The 22,940-nt window shown below is 70.7% G+C and carries 20 protein-coding genes; 4 read left to right on the plus strand and 16 right to left on the minus strand.

The window, feature by feature from the left end; all coding sequences use genetic code 11:
• Window position 1: 1 nt before the first annotated feature.
• The 7 genes from INQ48_40970 to INQ48_41000 form a co-directional block, all read right to left on the minus strand.
• Window positions 2–1,642 carry an ABC transporter substrate-binding protein gene (locus INQ48_40970; protein ID QRF61738.1) on the minus strand — a complete coding sequence of 547 codons (1,641 nt, stop codon included), beginning with the start codon at window positions 1,640–1,642 and terminating at the stop codon, window positions 2–4.
• A 107-nt stretch (window positions 1,643–1,749) separates the two neighbouring features.
• Window positions 1,750–3,117 (minus strand): MmgE/PrpD family protein, encoded by a 1,368-nt coding sequence (locus INQ48_40975; GenBank protein QRF61739.1) that lies wholly within the window; start codon window positions 3,115–3,117, stop codon window positions 1,750–1,752.
• Complete coding sequence (locus INQ48_40980) at window positions 3,114–4,049, minus strand: polysaccharide deacetylase family protein (protein ID QRF61740.1); 936 nt, start codon at window positions 4,047–4,049, stop codon at window positions 3,114–3,116. The genes INQ48_40975 and INQ48_40980 overlap by 4 nt, the downstream gene beginning before the upstream one ends.
• A 33-nt stretch (window positions 4,050–4,082) precedes the next feature.
• The gene (locus tag INQ48_40985) at window positions 4,083–4,871 is read right to left on the minus strand and encodes an enoyl-CoA hydratase/isomerase family protein (GenBank protein QRF61741.1); all 789 of its coding nucleotides are present in this window, start codon (window positions 4,869–4,871) and stop codon (window positions 4,083–4,085) included.
• The gene (locus INQ48_40990; protein QRF61742.1) at window positions 4,868–6,064 is read right to left on the minus strand and encodes a CoA transferase; all 1,197 of its coding nucleotides are present in this window, start codon (window positions 6,062–6,064) and stop codon (window positions 4,868–4,870) included. The genes INQ48_40985 and INQ48_40990 overlap by 4 nt, the downstream gene beginning before the upstream one ends.
• Before the next feature lie 17 nt (window positions 6,065–6,081).
• Complete coding sequence (locus INQ48_40995) at window positions 6,082–7,434, minus strand: amidase (protein QRF61743.1); 1,353 nt, start codon at window positions 7,432–7,434, stop codon at window positions 6,082–6,084.
• Complete coding sequence (locus tag INQ48_41000; protein ID QRF61744.1) at window positions 7,427–7,624, minus strand: hypothetical protein; 198 nt, start codon at window positions 7,622–7,624, stop codon at window positions 7,427–7,429. Before INQ48_41000 ends, INQ48_40995 begins: the two co-directional genes overlap by 8 nt.
• A 137-nt stretch (window positions 7,625–7,761) precedes the next feature.
• Between INQ48_41000 and INQ48_41005 the strand changes: the two genes are divergently transcribed.
• Window positions 7,762–8,421, plus strand: coding sequence for a GntR family transcriptional regulator (locus tag INQ48_41005; protein ID QRF61745.1), 660 nt, complete (start codon window positions 7,762–7,764; stop codon window positions 8,419–8,421).
• Here INQ48_41005 and INQ48_41010 read toward each other — a convergent pair.
• Window positions 8,387–9,307 carry a LysR family transcriptional regulator gene (locus INQ48_41010; protein ID QRF61746.1) on the minus strand — a complete coding sequence of 307 codons (921 nt, stop codon included), beginning with the start codon at window positions 9,305–9,307 and terminating at the stop codon, window positions 8,387–8,389. The genes INQ48_41005 and INQ48_41010 overlap by 35 nt on opposite strands.
• 49 nt (window positions 9,308–9,356) lie before the next feature.
• A complete protein-coding gene (locus INQ48_41015; GenBank protein ID QRF61747.1) occupies window positions 9,357–10,361 on the minus strand; it encodes a cyclase family protein in 1,005 nt (334 codons plus the stop codon).
• A gap of 336 nt (window positions 10,362–10,697) precedes the next feature.
• Here INQ48_41015 and INQ48_41020 point away from each other — a divergent pair, with 336 nt between their 5' ends.
• Together INQ48_41020 and INQ48_41025 are read left to right on the plus strand one after the other, a co-directional pair.
• A complete protein-coding gene (locus INQ48_41020) occupies window positions 10,698–11,948 on the plus strand; it encodes an MFS transporter (protein ID QRF63189.1) in 1,251 nt (416 codons plus the stop codon).
• Between the two features lie 153 nt (window positions 11,949–12,101).
• Window positions 12,102–14,648 (plus strand): PAS domain S-box protein, encoded by a 2,547-nt coding sequence (locus tag INQ48_41025; protein ID QRF61748.1) that lies wholly within the window; start codon window positions 12,102–12,104, stop codon window positions 14,646–14,648.
• A gap of 10 nt (window positions 14,649–14,658) precedes the next feature.
• Here the strand turns inward: INQ48_41025 and INQ48_41030 are convergent, their stop codons facing one another.
• Window positions 14,659–15,528 carry a LysR family transcriptional regulator gene (locus INQ48_41030; GenBank protein QRF61749.1) on the minus strand — a complete coding sequence of 290 codons (870 nt, stop codon included), beginning with the start codon at window positions 15,526–15,528 and terminating at the stop codon, window positions 14,659–14,661.
• Between the two features lie 112 nt (window positions 15,529–15,640).
• Between INQ48_41030 and INQ48_41035 the strand changes: the two genes are divergently transcribed.
• Window positions 15,641–17,011, plus strand: a complete 1,371-nt coding sequence (locus INQ48_41035) for an MFS transporter (GenBank protein ID QRF61750.1) — start codon at window positions 15,641–15,643, stop codon at window positions 17,009–17,011.
• 19 nt (window positions 17,012–17,030) lie between these two features.
• Here the strand turns inward: INQ48_41035 and INQ48_41040 are convergent, their stop codons facing one another.
• From INQ48_41040 to INQ48_41065, 6 genes are all read right to left on the minus strand, one after another.
• Window positions 17,031–19,154, minus strand: a complete 2,124-nt coding sequence (locus tag INQ48_41040) for an EAL domain-containing protein (protein ID QRF61751.1) — start codon at window positions 19,152–19,154, stop codon at window positions 17,031–17,033.
• A 79-nt stretch (window positions 19,155–19,233) separates the two neighbouring features.
• Complete coding sequence (locus tag INQ48_41045) at window positions 19,234–19,974, minus strand: hypothetical protein (protein QRF61752.1); 741 nt, start codon at window positions 19,972–19,974, stop codon at window positions 19,234–19,236.
• 27 nt (window positions 19,975–20,001) lie between these two features.
• Window positions 20,002–20,766 carry a hydrogenase expression protein HupH gene (locus INQ48_41050; protein ID QRF61753.1) on the minus strand — a complete coding sequence of 255 codons (765 nt, stop codon included), beginning with the start codon at window positions 20,764–20,766 and terminating at the stop codon, window positions 20,002–20,004.
• Between the two features lie 38 nt (window positions 20,767–20,804).
• Window positions 20,805–21,470, minus strand: coding sequence for an amino acid ABC transporter permease (locus INQ48_41055; protein ID QRF61754.1), 666 nt, complete (start codon window positions 21,468–21,470; stop codon window positions 20,805–20,807).
• A 31-nt stretch (window positions 21,471–21,501) separates the two neighbouring features.
• On the minus strand, window positions 21,502–22,182 hold the full coding sequence (locus INQ48_41060; protein QRF61755.1) for an amino acid ABC transporter permease: 681 nt from the start codon (window positions 22,180–22,182) through the stop codon (window positions 21,502–21,504).
• A gap of 28 nt (window positions 22,183–22,210) precedes the next feature.
• Window positions 22,211–22,936, minus strand: coding sequence for an amino acid ABC transporter ATP-binding protein (locus INQ48_41065; GenBank protein ID QRF63190.1), 726 nt, complete (start codon window positions 22,934–22,936; stop codon window positions 22,211–22,213).
• Window positions 22,937–22,940: the final 4 nt, after the last annotated feature.

Below are 22,940 nucleotides of genomic sequence, written 5' to 3' on the forward strand. Positions count from 1 at the left end.
TTCACTTGCCGAGCCAGACGTTCTTCAGCGCCGCCTGCGATGCATCGGCATCGTCCGAGAGACCGCGCACTCGCTGGTTGCGCACGGTGAAGTTCTTCTCCTCGTACAGGGCCATGGCCGGAAGGTCGCGTTGCGCGATGCGCTGGAAATCCTTGAAGGCAGCTTGGCGCTGCGCCTGCGCCGGGGCATAGCGGATCTTCTCGATCACCGCGTCGATCTCGGGATTCGCATAGCCCGAGGCGTTCTGCCACGGCGTGCCCTTGCTGATGGCCTGGGACCAGAACTGGCGCAGGCCGCCGAGCTGCGGATCGATGTACGGCGCCCAGCGCGTCGTGTGGATGTCGAAGTCGTAGTCGGTATAGACGCGCTTCAGGTAGCTCGCGAGGTCCTGGTTGCGCACTTCGACCTGGATGCCGACACGCTTGAGGTTCTGCTTGATGTACTCGGCGTGCCGACCGAAGTTCTGGTTGAACGGCGCATAGTCGATGTGGATCGCGAAACGCACGCCGTCGGCCTTGCGCGGGTAGCCGGCCTGGTCGAGCAGCCGGTTGGCCAGGGCCGGGTCGAACGGATACTGCGGCACGTCCTGCGTCGTGTAGAAGGGCTTGAGCGTCGAGGGGATCGCGCTGGTGGATGGCGTGCCGAGGCCGTACCAGACGGTTTTCGTCAGCCCCGGCCGATCGATCGCATGGGCAATGGCATGGCGGACCTCGGGCTTGGACAGCGCCTCGTGGCGAAGGTTGAATTCCAATACCAGGTAGTTCGATTGCCAGGTGTAGCCCTGGTACTCCACGCGTAGAGCAGGCGATGCGCGCAGCCGCTCGAGGTCGGCCAGCGGCACGCTGTCCCAGGGCACATAGTCGACCTCCCCGGCCTCCAGCGCGGCCACGCGCGCGGCCGCATCGGGAATGATGCGGAACACGATGCCGTCGAGATAGGGCTTGCCGGCGTCCCAGTAGCTGTCGTTGCGCACCAGCTCGATGGATTGGCCCGGTCGCCATTCCTTGAACCGGAACGGGCCGGTGCCCACGGGCTTGAGGTTGAGCGGGTTGTTCAGGACATCGGTGCCTTCGTACAGGTGGCGCGGCAGCACGGGGGAGCCCTGCGCATTGAGGAAGTTGAGCACCACCAGCGACGGCCGCTTGAAGCGGAAGACGGCGGTATGGTCGTCGGGCGTCTGCACGTCCTCGAGGTCGGCGAAGATGTTGCGGCCGATCGGATGGACCTTCTTCCAGACCTCGAGGGCCGAGTAGCGGACATCGGCCGAGGTGAAGGGTTTGCCGTCGTGCCAGGTCACGCCCTGGCGCAGATCGAAGCGCAGCGTGAGCGCATCGGGCGAAACCTGCCAGCGCGTAGCCAGGCCGGGCTTGGCCTGGTGGTTCCTGTCGTAGCTCAGCAGCCCTTCCAGCACGTTGGTGGCGACGACGCCATTGACGTAGGAGTTGTTGTAGCCGGGGTTCAAGGTCACGGGCTCGGGCTGGACCACCGCGCGCAGTACGCCGCCGCGCAGCGGGGACGACGCCCCGTCCGCCAGCGCGTGACTGCTCGCGGTCTGCGCGAAGGAGGCCAGGGACACAGGAAGCAGCGACCCGAGGGCAAGAAGGGTCGCGGCGCGACGGCGCGAGGGCAGGAATCGCTTCATGACGGCAGGAGAGGGCGGTCGCAAACTTTAGTGGCACCCCCGCCGGTGCATAGCGCGTTATGCGCAGATGGATATGCGCTGCGCTGCTGAGTGAATCTTCCTGCCGCTCAACCCGCCACCGTCATCAGCGCCACGAGCTCGCGCACATCCTCCAGTTCGTCGAGCCGGCGCAGCGCCACGGCCAGCGCTTCGGCGCGCGACACCGGCATCGGCGGCACGGCCGAGGCGCAGCAGGCCATGAACTTGGCGTGCTGGTCCGCGGCCGGCAGCGGCCGGCCGGGGCTGCCGAGAAAGTGCGGCACTTCGAGGCGCAGCATGCGGCCATCCTTGAGCACCACCTCGACCGCCTGCGGCCCCAGGGCATTCGGGTTCGGATTGCCGTCGTCCACCACCTCGATCCGGCGCGCCAGTTCGAAGGTGGTGGCATCGTCCAGCGCGGCCGGGTCGAAGTCCTCGATGCCGACGCGGCCCTTGCGCAGGGCCGTCGCGACCACGAAGCCCATGCTGAGCTTGGCGCTGGCCGAGTCCATGCCGCGCCGGGCCGGCCGGCCCACGAGGCGCGCGATCAGCGCCGAGGCATGCACGCGCACGGCCTCCACGTCGTCCGCCGCGAAGCCGTGCGCGGCCATGAGGTCGACGACCGCATCGACGCCGGCATGGGTGGCGCGGCCGGTGGGATAGGGCTTGTGGCTCATGCGCTCGATCTGGAACACCTGGCCGACGTCGGCCGCCACCTCGCTCCAGCGAGCCTGGCCGAAGTCGTAGAGCGCGAAGTAGCCGAACGGCCCCTCGAGGATGTCGCGCGGACCCGGGAAACCCGCGCGTGCGAGTTCGAAGGCGGTGACGGCCGCGCGGGCATTGAGGCCGACCTGCAGGCCGACGGCCGGCGAGCCCTCGCTGTGCGCCTGCATGGTGCCCGAGAGGTGGCTGTAGGCGAGGCCGAGCGCGTCGTGCAGGGTCTCTGCGTCCATGCCGGCCAGCTTGCACAGCGTGGCCGTGGCGCCGAGGCCGCCGCACATGGCGGGGCGGAAGAAACGCATCGGCGCGCGCTGGGCCAGGGCGATGTAGATCGCCACGTCGAGCCCCAGCGCCACGGCCGCGATCAGGGCCTTGCCCGAAACGCCGCCCTCGCGCTGCGCGAAGCCGAGCGCGGCCGGCACGATGCAGGCGAAGGCATGGACCACGGCGATGTCGTGCACCGCGTCGAACTCCTGATTGAACACCTGGTAGGCGTTGAGCATCGCGGCCGACGGAAAGGGCAGCTTCTCGCCGCTGCCCCAGACCGTGACCGCGTCGCCGTCGCCCAGCGCGCGCGCCGCCTGCCGCAGCGCCGGCATGCGTGGATGCCGGGAGCCGGAGATGCCGACGCCGACGGTGTCGAGGATGAACATCCGCGCGGCGGCCACGGCCGCGGGCGGCAGGGTGTCGAAGTCGTGCGCGCGCACGTGGGCGATGAGGGTGTCGATGGCGTTCATTGGGGCATCGGGAAGAAGGGAGCGTCGCCGGGCGGGGCGACGAGCGCAGCCGGCGCGGGAACCTGCGCGGCGTACCAGTCGTGGATGGCGCTGCCGGTCACCACCCGCACCATCGGGTGCGCGAGCAGCAGCTCGAGCATGGCCTCGAAGTCGCCGAAGCGATGGGGAACGCCCATCAGGTGCGGGTGCAAGCCGATCGCCAGCACCCGGGGCTGGCCGTGGCGGGCCGCCTCGCGCGCGAACACGTCGAGCGTGCGCTCGAGCCGCAGCTTCATCTCTGGCGACGAATGCTTCTCGACCGCGTAGATCACCGAGTCGTTGACTTCCAGCATGTAGGGCTGGGCCATGAGCGGACGGTGCGCGGTGCGCATCCAGCAGGGCAGGTCGTCCAGGCACCAGTCGAGCACGTGGTCGACGCCGGCGGCGGCGAGGATGTCGGGCGTGTCGGCTGCCTCGCGCAGGCCCGGCGAGAGCCAGCCGCGCGGCCGGGTGCCGGTGAAGGCGGCGATGCGCTCGAGTGACCGGCGCACCGCCTCCGCCTGCGCGTGGGCGTCGAGTTGCGCGAGCGACTGCTGCTGCACCCCGTGGCCGATGAATTCCCAGCCGGCCTCCAGCATGGCCAGCGCGGCACCCGGGTGCGAATCGATCACCGAGGCGTTGAGGCTCGCCGAGGCCCGCAGCCCGCGGTCGCGCAGGGCCTCGATCATGCGCGGCAGGCCGCAGCGCAGCCCGTACTCGGCCCAGGCGAAGTTCGGCACGTCGGGCACGGTCTCCTTGCCGTGCGGCGGCGTCAGCAGCGTGCGCGGCATCGGGCGGTCGAAGGGCCAGTGCTCCACGTTCACGACGATGTGAACGAGGATGTGGCCGCCGTCGAGCGGCTGCAGCGGCGTGCGTTCGGAAGACAGCTGGAAGGGAATGCGTGGATTGCTCATGGCTGGGGCCTTTCCATGGTGGCGGTCATCGGTTCACCGCCCTTCGAAACGGGGCGCGCGCCGCTCGGTGAAGGCCGCCTGGCCCTCGGCATAGTCGCGGCTCGCGAAGCACTGCCGCACGAGCGCATCGATCGCTTCGCGTGCCGGCCCGGCGGGCGCGTCCAGCGCGGCGAGGATCGCGGCCTTCGCGGCACGCAGGGACAGCGGCGCATTCTGCGCGATCAGTGCCACGCGCGAAGCCACCTCGGCATCGAACGCGTCGGCCGCGATGCTGTCGTTGACCAGACCGAGGCGCATCGCCTCGGGGGCCTCGATGCTGCGCGCGGTGTAGAACAGGTCGAAGGTGGTGGGCGCGCCCAGCAGCGTCACCAGCCGCTGCATGCCTTCGTAGGCATAGCCCAGGCCGATGCGCGCGGCCGGCATCCGGAAGCGCGCCCGCGCCGAGGCGAAGCGCAGGTCGCAGGCGGCGGCGATGCCGATGCCGCCGCCCATGCAGATGCCCTGGATGCGGGCCACCGTCGGCTTGGGGCATCGGGCGAGTGCCCGTTGCGCCGTGGTCACGGCCTGGTCGTAGGCCGCGACGGCGTCGGCGCCGCTGCGCTGCTGGGCGAACTCGCCGATGTCGGCACCCGAGACGAAAGCGGCATCGCCTTCGCCGGTGACCACGATCACGCGCACGCGGTCGTCCTGCGCCAGCGATGTCACCGCGTCGCCCAGTTGCCGCCACATGGCCAGCGTCATCGCGTTGTGCTTGCTGGCGTGGCTGATCACGAGCGTGCCGATGCCCGCGGCCGTCTCGGTCCGGATGTGTCCGCCGCTCATACGGCCGCCTTCGCCTGCAGGCGCTCGATGTCGGAGGCCGTGTAGCCGATCTCGGCCAGCATCTCGGTCGTGTGCTCGCCCCAGGCCGGCGCCGCATGCGCGATGCGCGCCGGCGTGCGCGCCAGCGTGATCGGCTGCGACACCAGCCGGTAGCGCCTGCCGTTGCCGGCCTGCACCTCCTGCGCGATGCCGAGGTGATGCACCTGGGCATCCTCGAAGACTTGCGGGATCGAGTAGACCGGGCCCGCGGGCACGCCGGCCTGGTTCAGCAGCTCGACCCATTGCTGGACCGTGCGCTCCCTGAACAGCGCGGCCAGGGCGTCGTTGAGCGCGCCGCGGTGTTCGACGCGCAGCTTCTCGGTGGCGTACTCGGGTGCGTCCTTCAGGTGCGGGACCTGCAGGCACTCGCACAACCGCAGCCAGTTGCCTTCGCCCGAGGCGCCGAGGTTGAACACGCCGTCGCGCGCCTGGAACAGGCCCATCGGGCTGCTCGTCGGATGGTCGTTGCCGGCCTGGGCCGGTACGTCGCCGTCGTTCAGGTAGCGCGCGGCCTGGAAGTCCATCAGCGCGACCTGCGTGTGCAGCAGCGAGCCGTGCACCCACTGGCCCTGGCCCGAACGCTCGCGCTCGAGCAGCGCGATCAGGATGCCGGTGGCCGCATAGATGCCGGTGCCCGAGTCGGCCACCGCGAGGCCGGCGCGAACGGGGCCCTGGGCCGGGAAGCCCGTGACCGACATCAGCCCGCCCATGCCCTGGATGATCTGGTCGAAGCCCGGTCGCCAGGCATAAGGTCCGTCCTGGCCGAAGCCCGAGATGCTCGCGAGGATGATGCGCGGATTGACCGCGCGCAGCGCCTCGTAGTCGACACCCAGCCGCGCCTTGACGTCGGGGCGCCAGTTCTCCACCACCACGTCGGCCGTTTCCACCAGCCGCATGAAGGCCTCGAGGCCCTCGGGCTTCTTGAGGTTCAGCGTCATCGATCGCTTGTTGCGGTTGAGGTTCTGGAAGTCGCCGCCCCAGCGGTCGGCCGCGAACATCGCTTCGTTCGGATCGACGCCCGCGGGTGGCTCGATGCGGATCACGTCGGCACCGAAGTCCGCGAGGATGCGCACGCAGGTGGGGCCCGCGCGCACGCGGGACAGGTCGAGCACCCTGAAGCGCGCGAGGGCAGGGGAGGCGTTGATCTTGGGCATGGTTCTTTCCGTGGAAGTCAATGAAGAAGGGGGCTCGCCGTGGCGGCGAACTGGTGGCCGAAGGCCAGCAGCCCGGCCTCGTTGCCGGGCGCTGCGAGGGCCTGGATGCAGACCGGCCGGCCGCGCGCGTCGGTGCCGACCGGGAACGACAGCGCGGGCAGCCCGAGGTAGTTCGCGAAGGCGTGGTAGCGGTGCAGCGCCACCAGTTCGCGCGGGTCGAAGCCGTCGGCGGTGGTGGTCACGGCCCGCGCATCGGGCACGCCGCGCGGCAGCGAGGGCAGCAGCAGCACGTCGGCCTGCGCCAGGTGCGCGGCGACGAAGGCATCGCGCCAGGCCGCACGTGCCTCGCGGGCGTGCCGGTACCAGGCGGCCGGCACGGCCCAGCCCGGCAGCACGATGGCCTGCGTGATCGGCGCCAGGGAGTCGAGCGCGTGCCGCGCGCTGTGCGCATGCGTGAGCGCGGCCTCCACGTGCAGCACGACCTGGGCGAGGCACGAGAGCGGCTCGAGCCCCCGCAGCGCGATGCGGCGCCACGCCACGGCGCGCGAGGTGGCGCGCGACTCGAACCGGTCCAGCCGCTGCGCGACGTCGTCCCGCAGATCGGGCTGGTCCAGCGCGGAGGCGACGCGCCACGGCCGGTGGCGCGACAGTGCCTGCTCGATGCCTTCCGGGCTGGCGAGGCATTGCGCGAGCGGGGCCTCGTCGGGCTGCAGTGCAGCGAACACGTGCGCGGCGTCCGAGACCGAACGCGCGATCACCCCGACGGTGTCGAGCGAGGGCGCCAGCGGCGACACGCCGCGCGCATCGATCGCGCCGGGGCCGGGCTTGAACCCGACCACGCCGCAGGTCGAGGCGGGAATGCGCACCGACCCCGCGGTGTCCGTGCCCAGCGAGGCGCGGCACAGGCCGGCCGCCACCGCAACGGCCGAGCCGCTCGACGAGCCGCCGACGGCCGCGGCCGGGTCGAGCGGGTTCAGCGGCGCGACGAAGTGCGGGTTCTCCGCGGTGGCACCGCAGGCGAACTCGGCCATGGCCAGCGCGCCGAGGTAGCTCGCGCCCTGTGCGGCCAGACGCTGCAACGCGGCCGAGGCGGCGGCAGGGGGCGCGCCGGCCTGGCTGCCCGAGGGCCGGCCCTGTCCCGCGGCGCGCAGGCCGGTGTGGAACACGTCCTTGTGCGCCATCGCAATGCCGGACAGCGGCGCTCGCGCGACCGGCTGGCTGGCGTGCGCATGTTCGACCACGCAGTGGTGCAGGGCCGCACCGCGACCGAAGGCCTCGCGCTGCAGGTCCAGCGCCTCGTCGACGGTGCGGCGGCCCGTGGCGATCGCGCGGCGCAGTTCGGCGATGGAGGGGATCGCGGCCTCACTCATGCACGGGCTCCGCGCGAAGCTCGTCGAGCGACGCCGCCATGCCACCCGCGGCGAGTCCGCTCGCCATCGGCGCGAGTCGCGACAGCGTGCGCGCCGCCCGCAGCGCGAGTCCGGGGTCGGCATGGATGCCGTGCAACTGCAGGCTCAGCGCGACCCATGTGGTCCATGGCTCGAGGGCGGGGTCGGTCAAGGCGGTCTCCTGGCAGGTGGCCCATGCTCGGGGCGGGTAAACTGGAAAGATGGATACGGTCTATAAATATATTTATAGCTCACAAATGTGTTTTGTTCAATCGTTGTTTCCAACGTCGTTGGAAGGGAGCCCGTCTCATGAAGACTGCTGAACGCATACGGCTCGCGGTGGAGGAGTCCATCCGCGATGGCACGCTGCTGCCCGGCGATGCGGTGGACGAGCAGGAACTGATGAAGGCCTACGAGGTCTCGCGCACGCCAGTGCGCGAGGCACTGCTGCAGCTGCAGGCCCAGGGCCTGGTGGAAAGCCTGCCGCGCGGCGGCATGGTGGTCGCGAAGATGGACATGACCCAGCTGCTGGCGATGTGGGAACTGCTGGCCGAGCTCGAGGGCCTGTGCGTGCGGCTGGCCTGCGAGCGCATGACGGCGGAGGAACGCCTCGAGCTCGCGCGCTCGCACGAACGCGCGGCCGCCACCGTGAAGAAGGAGGACGTGAAGGCCTGGCAGGAGCACAACCGGCGCTTCCACGAGGCGCTCTACCAGGGTGCGCGCAATCCCTATCTGCGCCAGGAGATCCTGCGCATGCGCTCGCAGACCGGTGCCTACCGGCGCCACGCCTTCGCCGCGTTCGGCCGGCTCAGGTCCTCATGGGAGCAGCACGCGAAGCTGCTCGAGGCGATTCAGCAGCGCGATGCCAGGGCGGCCGCCGAGCTGATGGTCGCGCACATGAGCCCGGGCCAGGGATCGACCAACTTCGCATCGTTCATGGCGGCGCTGCCGAAGGAGCTGCTGAATTGAGCGGCGGCAGCCGCTGCTTGAGGAAGGCGACGAACGCGTGCACCTTGCGCATCAGGTGCTCGCGCGTCGGATAGACCGCGAACAGGCGGCGCGGCGGCGCAACCCAGTCCTCGAGCGCGGCCTGCAGGCGGCCATCGGCGAGTGCCTCCTGCACCATCACGGTAGGCACCAGGCCCAGCCCGACGCCGCGCTGCATCGCATCGATCAGCAGCAGGCTGTTGTCGGCGCGAAAGCTGCCCTTCACGCGCACGCGCATGGGGCCGCCGGGCCCGTCGAATGCCCATTCGCCGACGTCGTCGCCCAGCAGGTACTGCAGGCAGTCGTGCGTCGACAGCTCGGCGGGCGTCGCGGGCCGGCCATGGCGTTCCCAGTAGGCCGGTGCCGCGCACACGACGCGCGACAGGTCCATCAGCGGCACCGCGACCAGGCTCGAGTCCTCGAGGCGCGCCTGGCCGCGCAGCGCCACGTCGACGCCCTCGCGCACCAGATCGACCGGCCGGTCGTTCAGCCGCATCTCGAGCTCGATGCCCGGGTGCTGCGCCTGGAACGCATGCAGATGCACATGCAGGTGCGAGAGCGTGAGCGAGACCGGCGCCGCCACGACCAGCCGGCCCGTCAGCCCGCGGCTCGCCGAGCGCACGTCGCTCAGCGTGCGCTCGGTGTCCTCGAGCATGCGCTGGCAGAAGCCATAGAAGCGCTCGCCCGCTTCCGTGAGCTGCATGCTGCGCGTGGTGCGCGCGAGCAGGCGGCAGTCGGTCCAGGTCTCCAGCGACTGGATGGCCTTGGTCACGACCGAGTTCGAGAGGTTGAGCGAGCGTGCGCCGGCGGCGAGGCTGCCCTGCTCGACGACCCGGCAAAAGTACTGCATGGCGGCATAGCGGTCCATGGCGCCGAGCGTAGCAGCCGCCGGGCGCGGCGCGCGATCCGTGCCGGCCTCAGCGCCGCAGCGGCATGGCGATCGGGCGGATCGGCGCGGCGTCGCCCCCGCGCAGCTTGAGCGAGGCACCGATGAATGCGAACTCGTAGACGCGGTCCCTGGCGAGTGCCTCCAGGTTGACCAGCTCGATGATCGGCGTGCCCTGCTGCGCGAGCAGATAGGTGTGGACCGGCACGTAGTTATCGTCGGCGTCGGGCGGGAAGGTCTCGAAGCTCAGGTTGTCGGCGCCCACGACCATGGCGCCGCCCGATTCCACGAGGAAGCGCGCGGCATCCACGCTCATGCCCGGCGGCGAATCCATGTAGGCGTCGGCCTTCTCGTAAAGCTTCATGCGGCCGGTGCGGATCAGCACCACGTCGCCGGTCTCCAGCTTCACGCGCTGCCGCTCGAGCGTCTGCTGCAGGTCGGCCCGCGTGACGCGATAGCCCGGCGCGAGCATCTCCACGCCCTTGGCGCTGGCCACGTCGATCAGCACGCCGCGCGCGACGATCGGCGGGATGGTCTCCGCGCCGGTCTTCTTCCAGCCGCGGTCGCCGAGGTGCTCGCGTGCGTCGAAGCCGTTCCAGATCTTGCCGTCGAGGCCGAAGTGGTTGAGCGCATCGATGTGCGTGCCCATGTGGGTGTACATGGAGATCGCGGCGCCGGTGTAGCTCACGTGCTTGTTCTGCGTGTGGCCGACCCCCATCGGATCGTCGACCACGGTGCCGTGCGGCGTGTGCGTCATCCAGATCTGGTAGCGCGGATCGCCCAGGCCGTGCCAGCTCGGCATGCCGACGAAGTACTCCACCGACAGGTCGTACACGCGCGAGCCCTCCGCGCGCGACAGGATGCCGGCCTGCGTCGCCGCGGTCATGAGGTTCAGCCGGCCGCGCTCGTCGTTCGGTCCCCACGGGCTCTTGCCCACCACGGGCCCCGCCAGGGCGAGGGTCGCGCCCAGCGCGCCCCACAGTGACGCCGCGGCGCCGATCTTGCGTATCCATCGAGACATTGAAAGTCGCTCCATTTCGTTCGGTTCGGTGTGCCGGTACGCATCTCTCGCGTGGCCGGAACCGGACCTTAGGGGCAAGCGCACGGCGCGGAAACCGCCTGTGCGGCAATGGTCCTTTCTCGATTCGAGAACGATGGAAGCGGTGAAATACGAGGTGGAGAGGGGTGGGGAGGGGTAACTACCAGTGCGCGATTGGATGTCTATAAATATATTTATAAACATCGTGCGTACAAAATGACGCACGCCCGATTTCTGTCATTGAAGGAAAAGGAAACTGTCGTGGACGCTACCTCTGTCTCATCCCTCGCGCGGCTGCCGGCCGGCGACCAGGCCCTCTCGGGCCATGACCGCATGCACCGCAAGATCGCGTGGCGGCTGGTGCCTTTCCTGGTCTTCCTGTTCCTGCTGGCGTGGATCGATCGCGTCAACGTGGGCTTCGCGAAACTCCAGATGCTGCAGGACCTGCAGTTCAGCGAAGCGGTCTACGGACTGGGCGCGGGCATCTTCTTCATCGGCTACTTCCTGTTCGAGGTGCCGAGCAACCTGCTGCTGCAGAGGATCGGCGCGCGCAAGACGCTCGCGCGCATCACGATCCTCTGGGGCCTGACCTCGATGGCGATGATCTACGTGGAGACGCCGACCTCCTTCTACGTGCTTCGCTTCCTGCTCGGCGCCTTCGAGGCTGGCTTCTTCCCGGGCGTGATGCTCTACCTCACGTACTGGGTGCCGGCGCATCGCCGCGGCAAGATCAACGGCTTCTTCATGACCTCGTTCGCCATCGCCGGCGTGATCGGCGGCCCGCTCGCGGGCTGGATCATGAGCGGCATGGACGGGGTCGCGCCGCTGCGCAGCTGGCAATGGCTCTTCCTGCTCGAGGGCATTCCCTCGGTTCTCGCGGGCTTCGCGGTGCTCGCCTGGCTGCCCGATCGGCCGCAGTCGGCACGCTGGCTGACCGAGGCCGAGAAGGCCGCGCTCGCTGCCGAGCTGCAGAAGGAGAACGTCGATGCCGCCAAGCAGTCGAGCTTCGCGCTGGCGCTGCGCAACCCGGCGCTGTGGCTGTGCACCGCGGCCTATTTCTGCATCGTGAGCGGCAACGCCACCATCGCGTTCTGGACACCCTCGATCGTCAAGGAGCTCGGCGTGAAGGGCACCTTGAACATCGGCCTGCTGTCGGCGGTTCCGTTCATCCTCGGCACGGTCGCGATGGTGCTCAACGGCATGCACTCGGACGCCTCGGGCGAGCGCCGGCGGCACTGCGCCTTCGCGACGCTGGTCGCGGGCATCGGCCTCGTGGCGACCGGCCTGCTCATCGATCGCCCGGTGCTCGCCATGGCCGCGCTGAGCTTCGCGACCATCGGCATCCTGGCGGCCTTTCCCGTCTTCTGGTCGATCCCGGCCTCCTTCCTGACGGGCACCGCCGCGGCGGGCGGCATTGCCTTCATCAACTCGGTCGGCAACCTGGCGGGTTTCGCGGCCCCCTTCACGATGGGCTGGTTCAAGACCTCCACGGGCAGCGTGGCCACCGGTCTCTACGCTGTCGCGGGACTCGAGATCGTCGCGACGCTGGTGCTGCTCTACGCGATGCGCAACCGGGCGCGCTAGGACCGCGGCACTGCGGAAACGGTGGTGCCGGCCGACCACCGGGTGCCCGCGCGCGAAAACGGCCTGCCCGCCGACGCGGCAAGGGCCGCGGCGCCCCTACGATACCGGCCTGGAAGGCGGATCGAGGGATACGCCCAGCACGCGGACGCACTCATGAAGAACGGCGAGACATACGGCGGACCTGGCACCGCACTGCAGCACGGAGGACATTTCCACCCGGACGGCACGTTCGCCGCCGGGCTCCTGCGCGACCACGACTGGACGCGCTCGACGCTCGGCCCGCCGCAGGGCTGGAGCGGCCCGCTGCGCCAGGCGGTGTCGCTGATGCTCGATTCGGCCCTGCCGATGTGGCTGGCCTGGGGCGAGGGGCTGGGCATGGTCTACAACGAGCTGTACGCCGGGGTGCTCGGCGGCAAACACCCGGCAGCTCTGGGCGCGCCGCTGGCCGAGGTCTGGGCCGAGATCTGGCCCGATGTGGGACCGCTGATCGACACGGCACTGGCGGGCAGCCCGGTCCGTCGCGAGGACCTGCCGCTGGTCGTCAACCGCGACGGGCAGGACGAACAGACCTGGTTCACCTTCTCCTATGCGCCGCTGCGCGACGAGCAGGGCGTCGTGCGCGGCCTGCTGTGCACCGTCTGGGAGACCACCGCCGAGGTGCTGGCCCGACGCCGGCTCGCCGACAAGGAGGACGAAGCCACGCGGCGCCAGGCGCAGCGCAGGGAGACCGAGGAGCGCTACCGGCTCGCGGTGCTGGCCACCAACGACGCGGTCTGGGACTGGCGTCTGTCCGACGGCCACGTGGTCTGGAACCAGGCGCTGACCACGCTGTTCGGCCACACGGAGGAAGAGACCAGTGCCGATTGGTGGCTCGACCACATCCATCCCGAGGACCGCGAGCGCGTCGAGACCGGCATCCATGCGGTGATCGACGGCGGCGGGACGGCCTGGACGCAGGAGTACCGCTTCCTGCGCAAGGACGGCAGCTATGCCGCGGTGTTCGACCGCGGCACGGTGCTGCGCGACGCGCAGGGCCAACCGTTGCGCATGATCGGCGCCATGCTCGATCTGACCGAGCGCAAGGCGGCCGAACTCGCGCTGCGCGAGAGCCACCGGCAGTTCCGCACGCTGTTCGAGACCATCGACGAGGGCTTCTGCGTCATCGAATTCCTCGACGGGCCGCACGGCCCGATGAGCGACTACATCCACGTCACGGCCAACCCGGCCTACCTGGCCAATGCGGGCATCGCCGACGTGGTGGGCCAGCGGGTGCGCGAGATGGTGCCCGACGAGGCCGACGGCTGGGTCGAGATCTACCGCCGCGTGCTGCTCACGGGCGAGCCGGTGCGCTTCGAGCGCGAGCTGGTGCGCACCGGCCGGTTCCTGGAGCTCGCGGCCTTCCGCGTCGAGCCGCCCGAACGCCGCCAGGTCGCGGTGCTGTTCCAGGACGTGACCCAGCGCCACCGCGCCGAGCGCGCGCTGCTCGAGCTCAATGACTCGCTCGAGCACCGCGTGGCCGAGGAGGTCGCGCAGCGGCTCAAGACCGAGGAGGCGCTGCGCCAGGCGCAGAAGATGGAGGCGGTGGGCCAGCTCACCGGCGGCATCGCGCACGACTTCAACAACATGCTCGCGGTGGTGATCGGCTCGCTCGACCTGCTGGGCCGCCAGCTCGCGGCCGACGACACGCGCGCCCGTCGCTATGTCGAGGCCGCGCGCGACGGTGCGAAGCGCGCCGCGCTGCTGACGCAACGCCTGCTCGCCTTCTCGCGCCAGCAGCCGCTGCGCCCCGAATCCCTGGACGCCAACCGGCTGGTGGCGGGCATGTCGGACCTGCTGCGCCGCTCGCTCAGCGGCGCGATCCAGCTCGAGACCGTGCTGGCCGGCGGCCTGTGGCGCACGCATGCCGACCCCAACCAGCTCGAGAACGTGATCCTGAACCTCGCGGTCAACGGGCGCGACGCCATGCCCGATGGCGGGCGGCTCACCATCGAGACCGCCAACACCCACCTCGACGAGCGCTATGCCGTCGAGCACCTCGGTCTCTCGGCCGGGCAGTACGTGATGATCGCCGTCAGCGACACCGGCGCGGGCATGGCCGCCGAAGTGGTCGCCAAGGCCTTCGATCCCTTCTTCACCACCAAGGAGGTGGGCCGCGGCACGGGGCTGGGGCTGAGCCAGGTCTACGGCTTCGTCAAGCAGTCGGGCGGCCACGTGAAGATCTATTCGGAGGTCGGCGAGGGCACGGCCGTGAAGGTCTACCTGCCGCGCCTGCTCGGTGCGCCCGCCGAGGACGAGAAGGCCGAGGCCGCCCCCGACACGCCGCTGGGCGGCACCGAGGAGCTGATCCTCGTGGTGGAGGACGAGCCCGCGGTGCGGCAGCTGACGGTCGCGGCGCTCACCGAGCTCGGCTACCGCGTGCTGCAGGCCGATGGCGCCGTGGCGGCGCTGAAGCTCATCGATGCCCATCCCGAGATCCAGCTGCTGTTCACCGACGTCGTGATGCCCGAGACCAACGGCCGCAAGCTGGCCGACGAGGCGCTGCGGCGGCGGCCCGAACTCAAGGTGCTGTTCACCACGGGCTACACGCGCAACGCGGTGGTGCACAACGGCGTGCTCGACGCGGGCGTGCACCTGATCGGCAAGCCCTTCACGATCGAGGAACTGGCGGTGCGGGTGCGCGAGGTGCTCGACGCGTCCTAGGACGCGTCGATCAGGGCAGCCGCAGCGCCTCGCTGTCGGCGAAGGCCCGGGCGAGATAGTCCATCACCGCGCGCACCGTGGCCGAGCGCTTGAGCTCGCGGTGCGTGACCAGCCAGATCGCATGCTCGAAGGGCTCGCCGCCGGGCTCGAGCTTCACCAATGCGGGCTCGGCGTCGCCGAGGAAGCAGGGCAGGCCCGCGACGCCGGCGCCGGCACGCGCGGCAACGAGCTGGCTGCTGATGTCGCCGAGTTCGCAGCTCACCGGGCGCTCGCCCGCGTTGCCGAGCAGCCAGCGCTGCTGGGGCATGTCGGCGAAGCGGTCGTCGTAGGCGATGAAGGTCCAGCGCGCGGGCTCCGCGAGGGCGGGGTAGTCGCGGCCCGCATAGAGCGCGAAGGGAATGCGGCCGACGCGGCGCGCGATGTTGTTCGGTTCGCTGGGCCGCACATGGCGCAGTGCGAGGTCCGCCTCGCCGCGGCTCAGCGAGACCTGCTGGGCCTCGGAGCGCACCGACAGCTGGATGTCCGGGTAGGCCGAATGGAAGTCCGCCATGCGCGCGGCGAGGAAGTGCGTGGCCAGCACCGGCGAGGCGCTCAGCGTCACCTTGCCGCGCAGCGACACCTGCCGCGCCTGGCTGCGCCGCGCGATGGCGAAAGAGGCGCTCTCCATCGCCTTGGCCTGCTCGAAGACCTCGAGGCCCGCGGCCGTCAGGCGACAGGCGCGCGGCAGCCGCTCCACCAGCGGCAATCCCAGTTCGGCCTCGAGCGCCGCCAGCCGGCGGCTCACCGTCGCATGGTCGACACCCAGCGAACGCGCGGCGCCCGACAGCGTGCCGGCGCGGCCGACGGCCAGGAAATGGCGCAGGTTCTCCCAGTCGAACATGGTGTTCTCTATCTGTGCGTTTTCTCGCAGTGAGTCCGCGATTTTAGGGAGTTCACGCACAGAGCGCCGCGGCGCACCATCGCCTCCTCTTCATGGATGCAAAGGGTGGAACATGCGAACCGGATCGTCGTCGCGCCGGGGCACGCTGGTGGCCGCGTCGCTGGGCTTCGTCGTGGTGCTGCTCGACGTGAGCGTGGTCAATGTCGCGCTCGACGCGCTGCTGCGCGAGTTCCGCACCGACGTGGCCGGGCTGCAATGGGTAGTCAATGCCTACACGCTGGTGTTCGCGGCCCTGCTGCTGAGCAGTGGCGCGCTCGGCGACCGCTTCGGGCCGCGCCGCATCTACCTCGGCGGCCTCGCGCTGTTCACCGTGGCCTCGGTCGCCTGCGGCGCGGCGCCCGGGCTCGGCACGCTGGTGGCGGCGCGCCTGCTGCAGGGCGTCGGCGCGGCGCTGCTGGTGCCCAACTCGCTGCTGATGCTGCAGCGGGCCTTCGCGGACCCGGCCGAGCGCAGCCGCGCGATCGGCTGGTGGGGCGCGATCGGCGGCATCGCGATGGCGGCCGGGCCGGTGCTCGGCGGCGTGCTGGTCGCGCACGGGGGCTGGCGCAGCATCTTCCTGATCAACCTGCCGATCGGCCTGCTGGCCGGGGCCCTGACCATGCGCCACGTGCCCGCCGACGGGCCGGGCCATGCGCGGCGCCTCGACGGGCCCGGGCAACTGGCGGCCGTGCTCGCGCTCGCCGCGCTGACGGCGACGCTGGTCGAGGCCGGGCGACTGGGCTGGACCAGCGCCTGGGTCGCGGGCGGGCTGCTGCTGGCGCTCGCGGCGGGCGGGGCCTTCGTCTGGATCGAGGCACGCAGCGCCGCGCCGATGCTGCCGCTGGGCCTGCTGCGCATCCGCGCCTTCGCGATCGCCTCCCTGTGCGGCGTGGTCGTCAACTTCGGCTACTACGGGCTGGTCTTCGTCTTCAGCCTGTTCTTCCAGGTCCAGCAGCACCTGTCGCCGCAGCGGACCGGCCTGGCCTTCCTGCCGATGACGCTGGTGCTGATGGGCGCCAGCGTGCTCGCGGGCCGGCTCGTCACGCGCATCGGCGCGCGGCGGCTGATGGTGATGGGGCTGGGCCTGGCGGCCTGCGGCTATGCGCTGCTGCTGCCGGTGCGCATCGAGGGCGCCTATGCCTGGCTGATCGTGCCGATGCTGCTGGCCGCGAGCGGCACGGCGCTGTGCGTGCCGACGATGACCAACCTCGCGCTGTCTTCGGTCGAGGCCTCGCGCGCGGGCATCGCCTCGGGCGTGCTGAATGCCGCGCGCCAGGTCGGCGGGCTGCTCGGGGTCGCGGTGTTCGGCCACCTGGTGCGCCACACCGCGCCGCAGGCCTTCCTGCGCGGCATGCAGCTGTCGGCGGGCATCGCCGCGGTGTTGCTGCTGCTGGGCTGCGCGCTGTGCTGGTGGCGGCTCGCGCCGTTGCCGCGCGGCCGATGACGGCGGCGGCGGGCCGCGCTCAGGCCGCGGCGCGCACCGCGAGCCAGTCGAACAGCTGCGGGGCCGGCAGCGCGCGCGAGTACAGGAAGCCCTGCAGCTCGTCGCAGCCCATCGTCAGCAGGATGTCGCGCTGGGCCTCGTTCTCGACGCCCTCGGCCACCACGCTCAGGCCCAGCGCGTGCGCGAGCCGGATCACGGCGTCGACCACGGCGCGCGAATCCTCCTTGGATTCAAGGTCCTGCACGAAGCTGCGGTCGATCTTGACCTGGCGCGCGGGCAGCCGGCGCAGCTGGCTCAGGCTCGAGTAGCCGGTGCCGAAATCGTCGATCGACAGGAACACGCCCACGGCCGCCAGGCCCTCGAAGGTGCGTTGCGTGGCGCGGATGTCCTCCATCGCCACCGACTCGGTGATCTCGCACAGCAGCAGCGAGGCCGGCACCGCATGCCGAGTCAGCGCGCGCTCGACGCGCTCGACGAAATCGACCTCGCGCAGCTGCATCACCGACAGGTTCACCGCCACCGGCATCGACAGCCCCTGCGTGCGCCACTGGGCGATCTGCCGGCAGGCCTCGTCGAGGATCCAGTCGCCCAGGCGCACGATCATGCCGAAGCGCTCGGCCAGCCCGATGAACTGCATCGGCCCGATCAGGCCGAGCTCGGGGTGGTTCCAGCGCACCAGCGCCTCCACGCCGCTGAGCGAGCCGTCGCGCCCGTCCATCTTCGGCTGGTAGTGCAGCTCGAACTGGTTCAGGTCGACGGCCCGGCGCAGGTCGCTCTGCAGCCGCAGCTGCGCCGCCACGTCGGAGCCCATGTGCGATTCGAACATCACGTAGTTCGCGCCGCCGGCGCGCTTGGCGATGTACATCGCGGCGTCGGCATTGGCCACGAGCTTGTCGGGCTCGCCCTGGCCGGGGTAGACCACGATGCCGATCGAGCAGGCGATCTGCAGCGGCTTGTCCTGCAGCGAGAAGGGCTCGGCCAGCTTGCGAAGCGCGCGGTTGGCGACCTGGGCAGCCTCGGCCGCATCGCTCACGCCCTCGAGCAGCAGCAGGAACTCGTCGCCGCCGATGCGCGCCACCGTGTCGCCGTCGCCCGCGACCTCCGTCAGCCGCCTGGCCGCGGCACGCAGGATCTCGTCGCCGGCCGCGTGGCCGAAGGAATCGTTGATCGGCTTGAAGCCGTCGAGGTCGACGAACAGGATCGCCACGCGTTCCTTCACCAGCGGCTGGTTGACGCGCGCCATGCGCGCGAGCGCGTGCTCGAGCCGGTCCTCGAACAGCACGCGGTTCGGCAGGCCGGTCAGCGCGTCGGTGAAGGCATGGCGCTGCAGCTCGCGGTTGGCATGGGTGAGCTCGGCGTTGGCGTCCTCGAGCGACAGCGCCAGGCGTTGCGTGACCATCTGCATGCGCGCCTCGAGGATGGAGCCGAGCAGCGTGCCCAGCAGCAGCACGCACGACGCCAGCACCACGATCACCGTGAGTCCCGCGCCATGCAGCTCGCCCGCGCTCAGGCAGACCGAATCGGGCGCGAAATTCGCCGCCGCCATGCCCGTGTAGTGCATGCCGCAGATCGCCACGCCCATCACCAGCGCGGCCAGCAGCTGCACGGCCGGGCGCCGGGCGGCGCTCACGCGGCCCAGGTTGCGCATGATCAGCAGCGCCACCGCCGAGGCGCCGATGCCGATCAGCGCGGACAGCGCCACGATCACCGGCTGCCACAGGATGCCGGGCGCCATCTGCAGCGCCGCCATGCCGATGTAGTGCATGGCGCAGATGCCGCCGCCCATGACCAGCGAGGCCAGGCCCAGCCGCCCGAGGCTGTAGTTGGGCCGGCTCGCGACCCACAGCGCCACGCCCGAGGCCGCGACCGCCGCGACCCACGACAGGAAGGTGTACCAGCCCGAGAAGCCGAGTTCGATCGGCAGCGTGAAGCCCAGCATGCCCACGAAGTGCATCGACCAGATCCCCGTGCCCAGCACCACCGAGCCGACGCTCCACCACAGCGGCTGGAAATCCCCGCGCGGCCCGCGCATGCGCCGCGACAGGTCGAGCGCGACGAAGGAAGCCAGGGTGGCGATCAGCAGGGAGGCCGCGACGATCAGCGGGTCGTGGTGGGACGGGAGAAAAAGGGACGGGGCGTTCACCTCCCGAGTATCTCGCGAGCTTGTAACAAGGGGTTGACGCGGGGGCGAGTGGCCGTGCCGTGGAACCGGGCACTCCCGGCTAGTCGCGCGCGGGGACGGAAGGCCGGGTCCAGGGTGTCGCCTGGGAGACGGCCTGCCTCGCCATCGCCTCGATCACCGCCAGCTTCGGCACCAGCGGCGCCGGCGAAGCCGTGCGGCTGTGCGTCAGCGACACGGCGACCAGCGCCTGCGCGAGGCGCACGGTCACCTCGACGGGATCGAGCAGGGCCAGCGGGAAGTCGGGCGCGATCTTGCGCGCCGCGGTGCTCAGCGCGCCGCTGTCGAAGCACAGCACCTCGGCGCCCTGATCGAGGCATTCCCACAGCGTGGCGCGCAGCGCATGCGGCGCATCCGGCTCGGCCGTGCGCAGCGCCGCGCAGTGGCGCTCGATGCCCCACTGGCGCTGCGCGGCGGCGGCGCGCACGGCACGTTCGCGCGTGCCGGCGATCAGCGCGAAGCGGCCACCGAGCGTGAGCGCATGCAGCGCCACGGTCTTGGCGGTGGCGAGCACGGGCAGCGCGAGCATCGAGCGCAGCGCGTTCGCGCCGCCGTCGTCGAGGGCATCGACGCACACGGCATCGAAGCCCTCTTCGGCGGCATGGCGGCCGGCCTCGAACACGGCGAGGTCCTCGAGCGCGGCGTCGACGAAGCCGCCGGCGGCACTCCAGGCGCCGCCGACGGCGCGGTAGGTTGCGTCGATGTCGGATTCGAAGGCTGGTCGCGGCGCGGCGATCGCGGGCTCGGAGAACGCGTGCGGTTGCAGGACGAGGATGCGGGTCATGGCGGGTTCGTCGAAGAAGAAGGGGTCTCAGGCCTCGGCGCGCGCGCCGGCCGCGAGCACCGCGGCGAGCCATTCGGGCCGCGGCACGGCCTGCGGCGGATAGGCGCGCGGGCTGTGGGGCGCGCGAAGCCGCACCGCGGCCTCGGCCAGTGCGTAGCTCAGCGGGCCGGGATTGACCACCGGCACCGGCAGCCGCTGCGCCAGGTGCGGATGCGCCTGGTGCATGGTCGTCGAGCCGAGGATGATCACGTCGGCCCCGTCCTCGCGCACGCATTGCAGCGCCACCTCCTCGAGCCGCGGGAACACTTCCTCCTCCTTGCCGGCCAGCAGGTTGCGGTTGTCGGGCCGCAGGTTGGCGGCGCGCACCGAGGCGCAATGCGCCTGCAGCCCCAGCTCGGCGATGGTCTTGCGGTACAGCGGCTGCCAGGCGTCCCACATGGTGAGGATCGAGAAGCGGCGCCCGAGCATCATCGCCGTGAGCATCGCGTGGCGGCCGGGGCCGATCACGGGAATGGTGAGCGCGGCGCGCAGCGCGGTCATGCCGGTGTCGCTCATGGTGTCGATGCACACGGCATCGAAGCCCTCGCGCTCGGCGCCCAGGCCCACCTCGAGGATCGACAGCTCGGCGATCACCGAGTCGTGCCCGCTCACGTAGTTGGAGGGCGCGACCTTGGTCGTGCGGTACTCGAGCGTGGTGCCGCTCGGCAACCGAACCGCGTGCGATTGCTCGCGGCGCTGCGCGAGGTTGTGGGCGTCGAGCGGGAAGGGGACGATGACCAGGATGCGTGTCACTTGGAGACCTCGTTGTCGCGGTGGATGGCGCTCGCCGCTCAGTGCGCGGACCGGTGCTCGAGCCGGCTCAGCATCCGCACCACGGGCCACAGGATGGCCAGGTAGATCAGCGCGGCCAGCACCATCGGCGTGGCGTTGTAGGTGGCGGCGCGCGCCATGTCGGCGTTGTAGAGCAGCTCGGGCATGGCCACCACGCTCGCGAGCGAGGTGAGCTTGACGACCTCGACGATGTTGGAGACCAGGTCGGGCAGCACGTTGCGCACGGCCTGCGGCACGACGATGTAGGCCAGGGTGGTGAAGCGGCCGAGGCCGGTGGAGGCGGCGGCCTCGCGCTGGCCCGGGCCCACGGACTCGAGGCCGGCGCGGAACACCTCGCAGAAGTAGCTGGTCATGCTCAAGACGAGCGCCACGCACACCGCCGCGAACGGCGAGAGCCGCACGCCGAAGAAGGGCAGGCCCGAGTAGGTGAAGATCAGGATCACCAGCGGCGGCAGCGAGCGGAACAGGTCGACGAAGACCACCACCAGCCAGCGCAGCCAGCGCTGCCGCGCGCCGCCGGCGATGGCCGCGAGCAGGCCCGAGGCGAGGCCCACGGGAATGGTGCACAGGCAGATCAGCAGCGTGACCCACAGCCCCTGCATCAGCAGCGGAAAGACCTCCGCCATGATCGAGAGGTCGAAGAACTGTTCGAGAAGCTGGTTCATGGCGGTCCTGGCGGCACGGTGGCGCGGGTGGTCAGCGGCGCTTCCAGCGGAAGCGGCGTTCGATCGCGCGGCCCAGCGCGACGAAGGGCACGAAGATCGCGAGGTAGGCGATGGCCGCCATGAACAGCGGCGTGCCGCTGCCGCTGAAGGACTGGGCGGTCGAGGCCTGGTTGAGGATCTCGGGCACGCCGATGACCGTGCCCAGCGCCGAGTTCTTGGTGATGGCGATGGTGCGGTTGGTCAGCGGCGGCACCGTGATGCGCAGCGCCTGCGGCAGCACCACGTAGACATAGGCCTGCGTGAAGCCCAGGCCGGTGGAGCGCGCGGCCTCCCACTGGCCCTTGGGCACCGACAGCAGCCCGGCCCAGAAGATCTCCTCGGCGAAGGCCGCCAGCACCAGGCTCAGCACCAGCCACAGCACGACGAAGGCCGACAGGCTCAGGCCCGCGTTCGGCAGGCCGAAGAAGGCCAGCAGGATCACGACCAGCGGCGGCAGCGCGCGGAAGACGTCGACGAAGCCGACGATCAGCAGGTTCAGCGCACGGATGCGGTAGACGCGCACCGATGCGAGCGCCAGGCCCAGCGCGATGCCGGTCACGATGACCGCCGCGGCCACCTGCAGCGTGACCACGGCGCCGGCCGCGATGTTCGGGCCGTAGGTGCGGAAGATCGCGGGGTTCGCGAAGACCTCGAGGAAGCGTTGCCATTCCATGGTGCCGGGTTCTCTCTTGTCGTTCTTCTCAATGCAGCGCGTCGGTCATGAAGTCGCGCGCGCGGCTGCCCGGCGGCGCCGCGAGGATCTGCGCGGGCGAGCCCTGCTCGACGACCACGCCGTGCTCCATGAAGACGATGCGGTCGGCGGCGTCGCGCGCGAAGCGCATCTCGTGGCTGACCACGACCATGGTGACGCCGGTCTTCTTGAGTTCCTGCATCACCTGCAGCACCTCGGACACCAGCTCGGGATCGAGCGCCGAGGTCGGCTCGTCGAACAGCATGATCTTCGGCTCGAGCGCCAGCGCGCGCGCGATCGCGGCGCGCTGCTGCTGCCCGCCCGAGAGCTCGCCCGGATAGGCTCGGGCCTTGTGCGCCAGGCCCACGCGCTCCAGCGCGGCCAGGCCCGCGCGGTCGGCTTCGGCGGCGGACAGGCCGCGCACCTTGCGCAGCGCGAGCGTCACGTTGGAGAGCACGCGCAGGTGCGGATAGAGGTTGAACTGCTGGAACACCATGCCCACGCGCTGGCGCAGCAGGTTCAGGTTCGTGCGCGGCGAGAGCAGGTCCTCGCCGTCGACGGTGATCGAGCCGCCATCGGGTTCCTCGAGCCGGTTGCAGCAGCGCAGCAGGGTCGACTTGCCCGAGCCCGAGGGGCCGATGATGAAGACCAGCTCGCCCGTGGCGATCGACAGGTCGATGGACTTGAGCACTTCGTTGCCGCCGAAATGCTTGCGCAGTCCGTGGATCTGCAGGATGGGC

It is taken from the genome of Variovorax paradoxus, assembly GCA_016806145.1.
Classification (GTDB): Bacteria; Pseudomonadota; Gammaproteobacteria; order Burkholderiales; family Burkholderiaceae_C; genus Variovorax.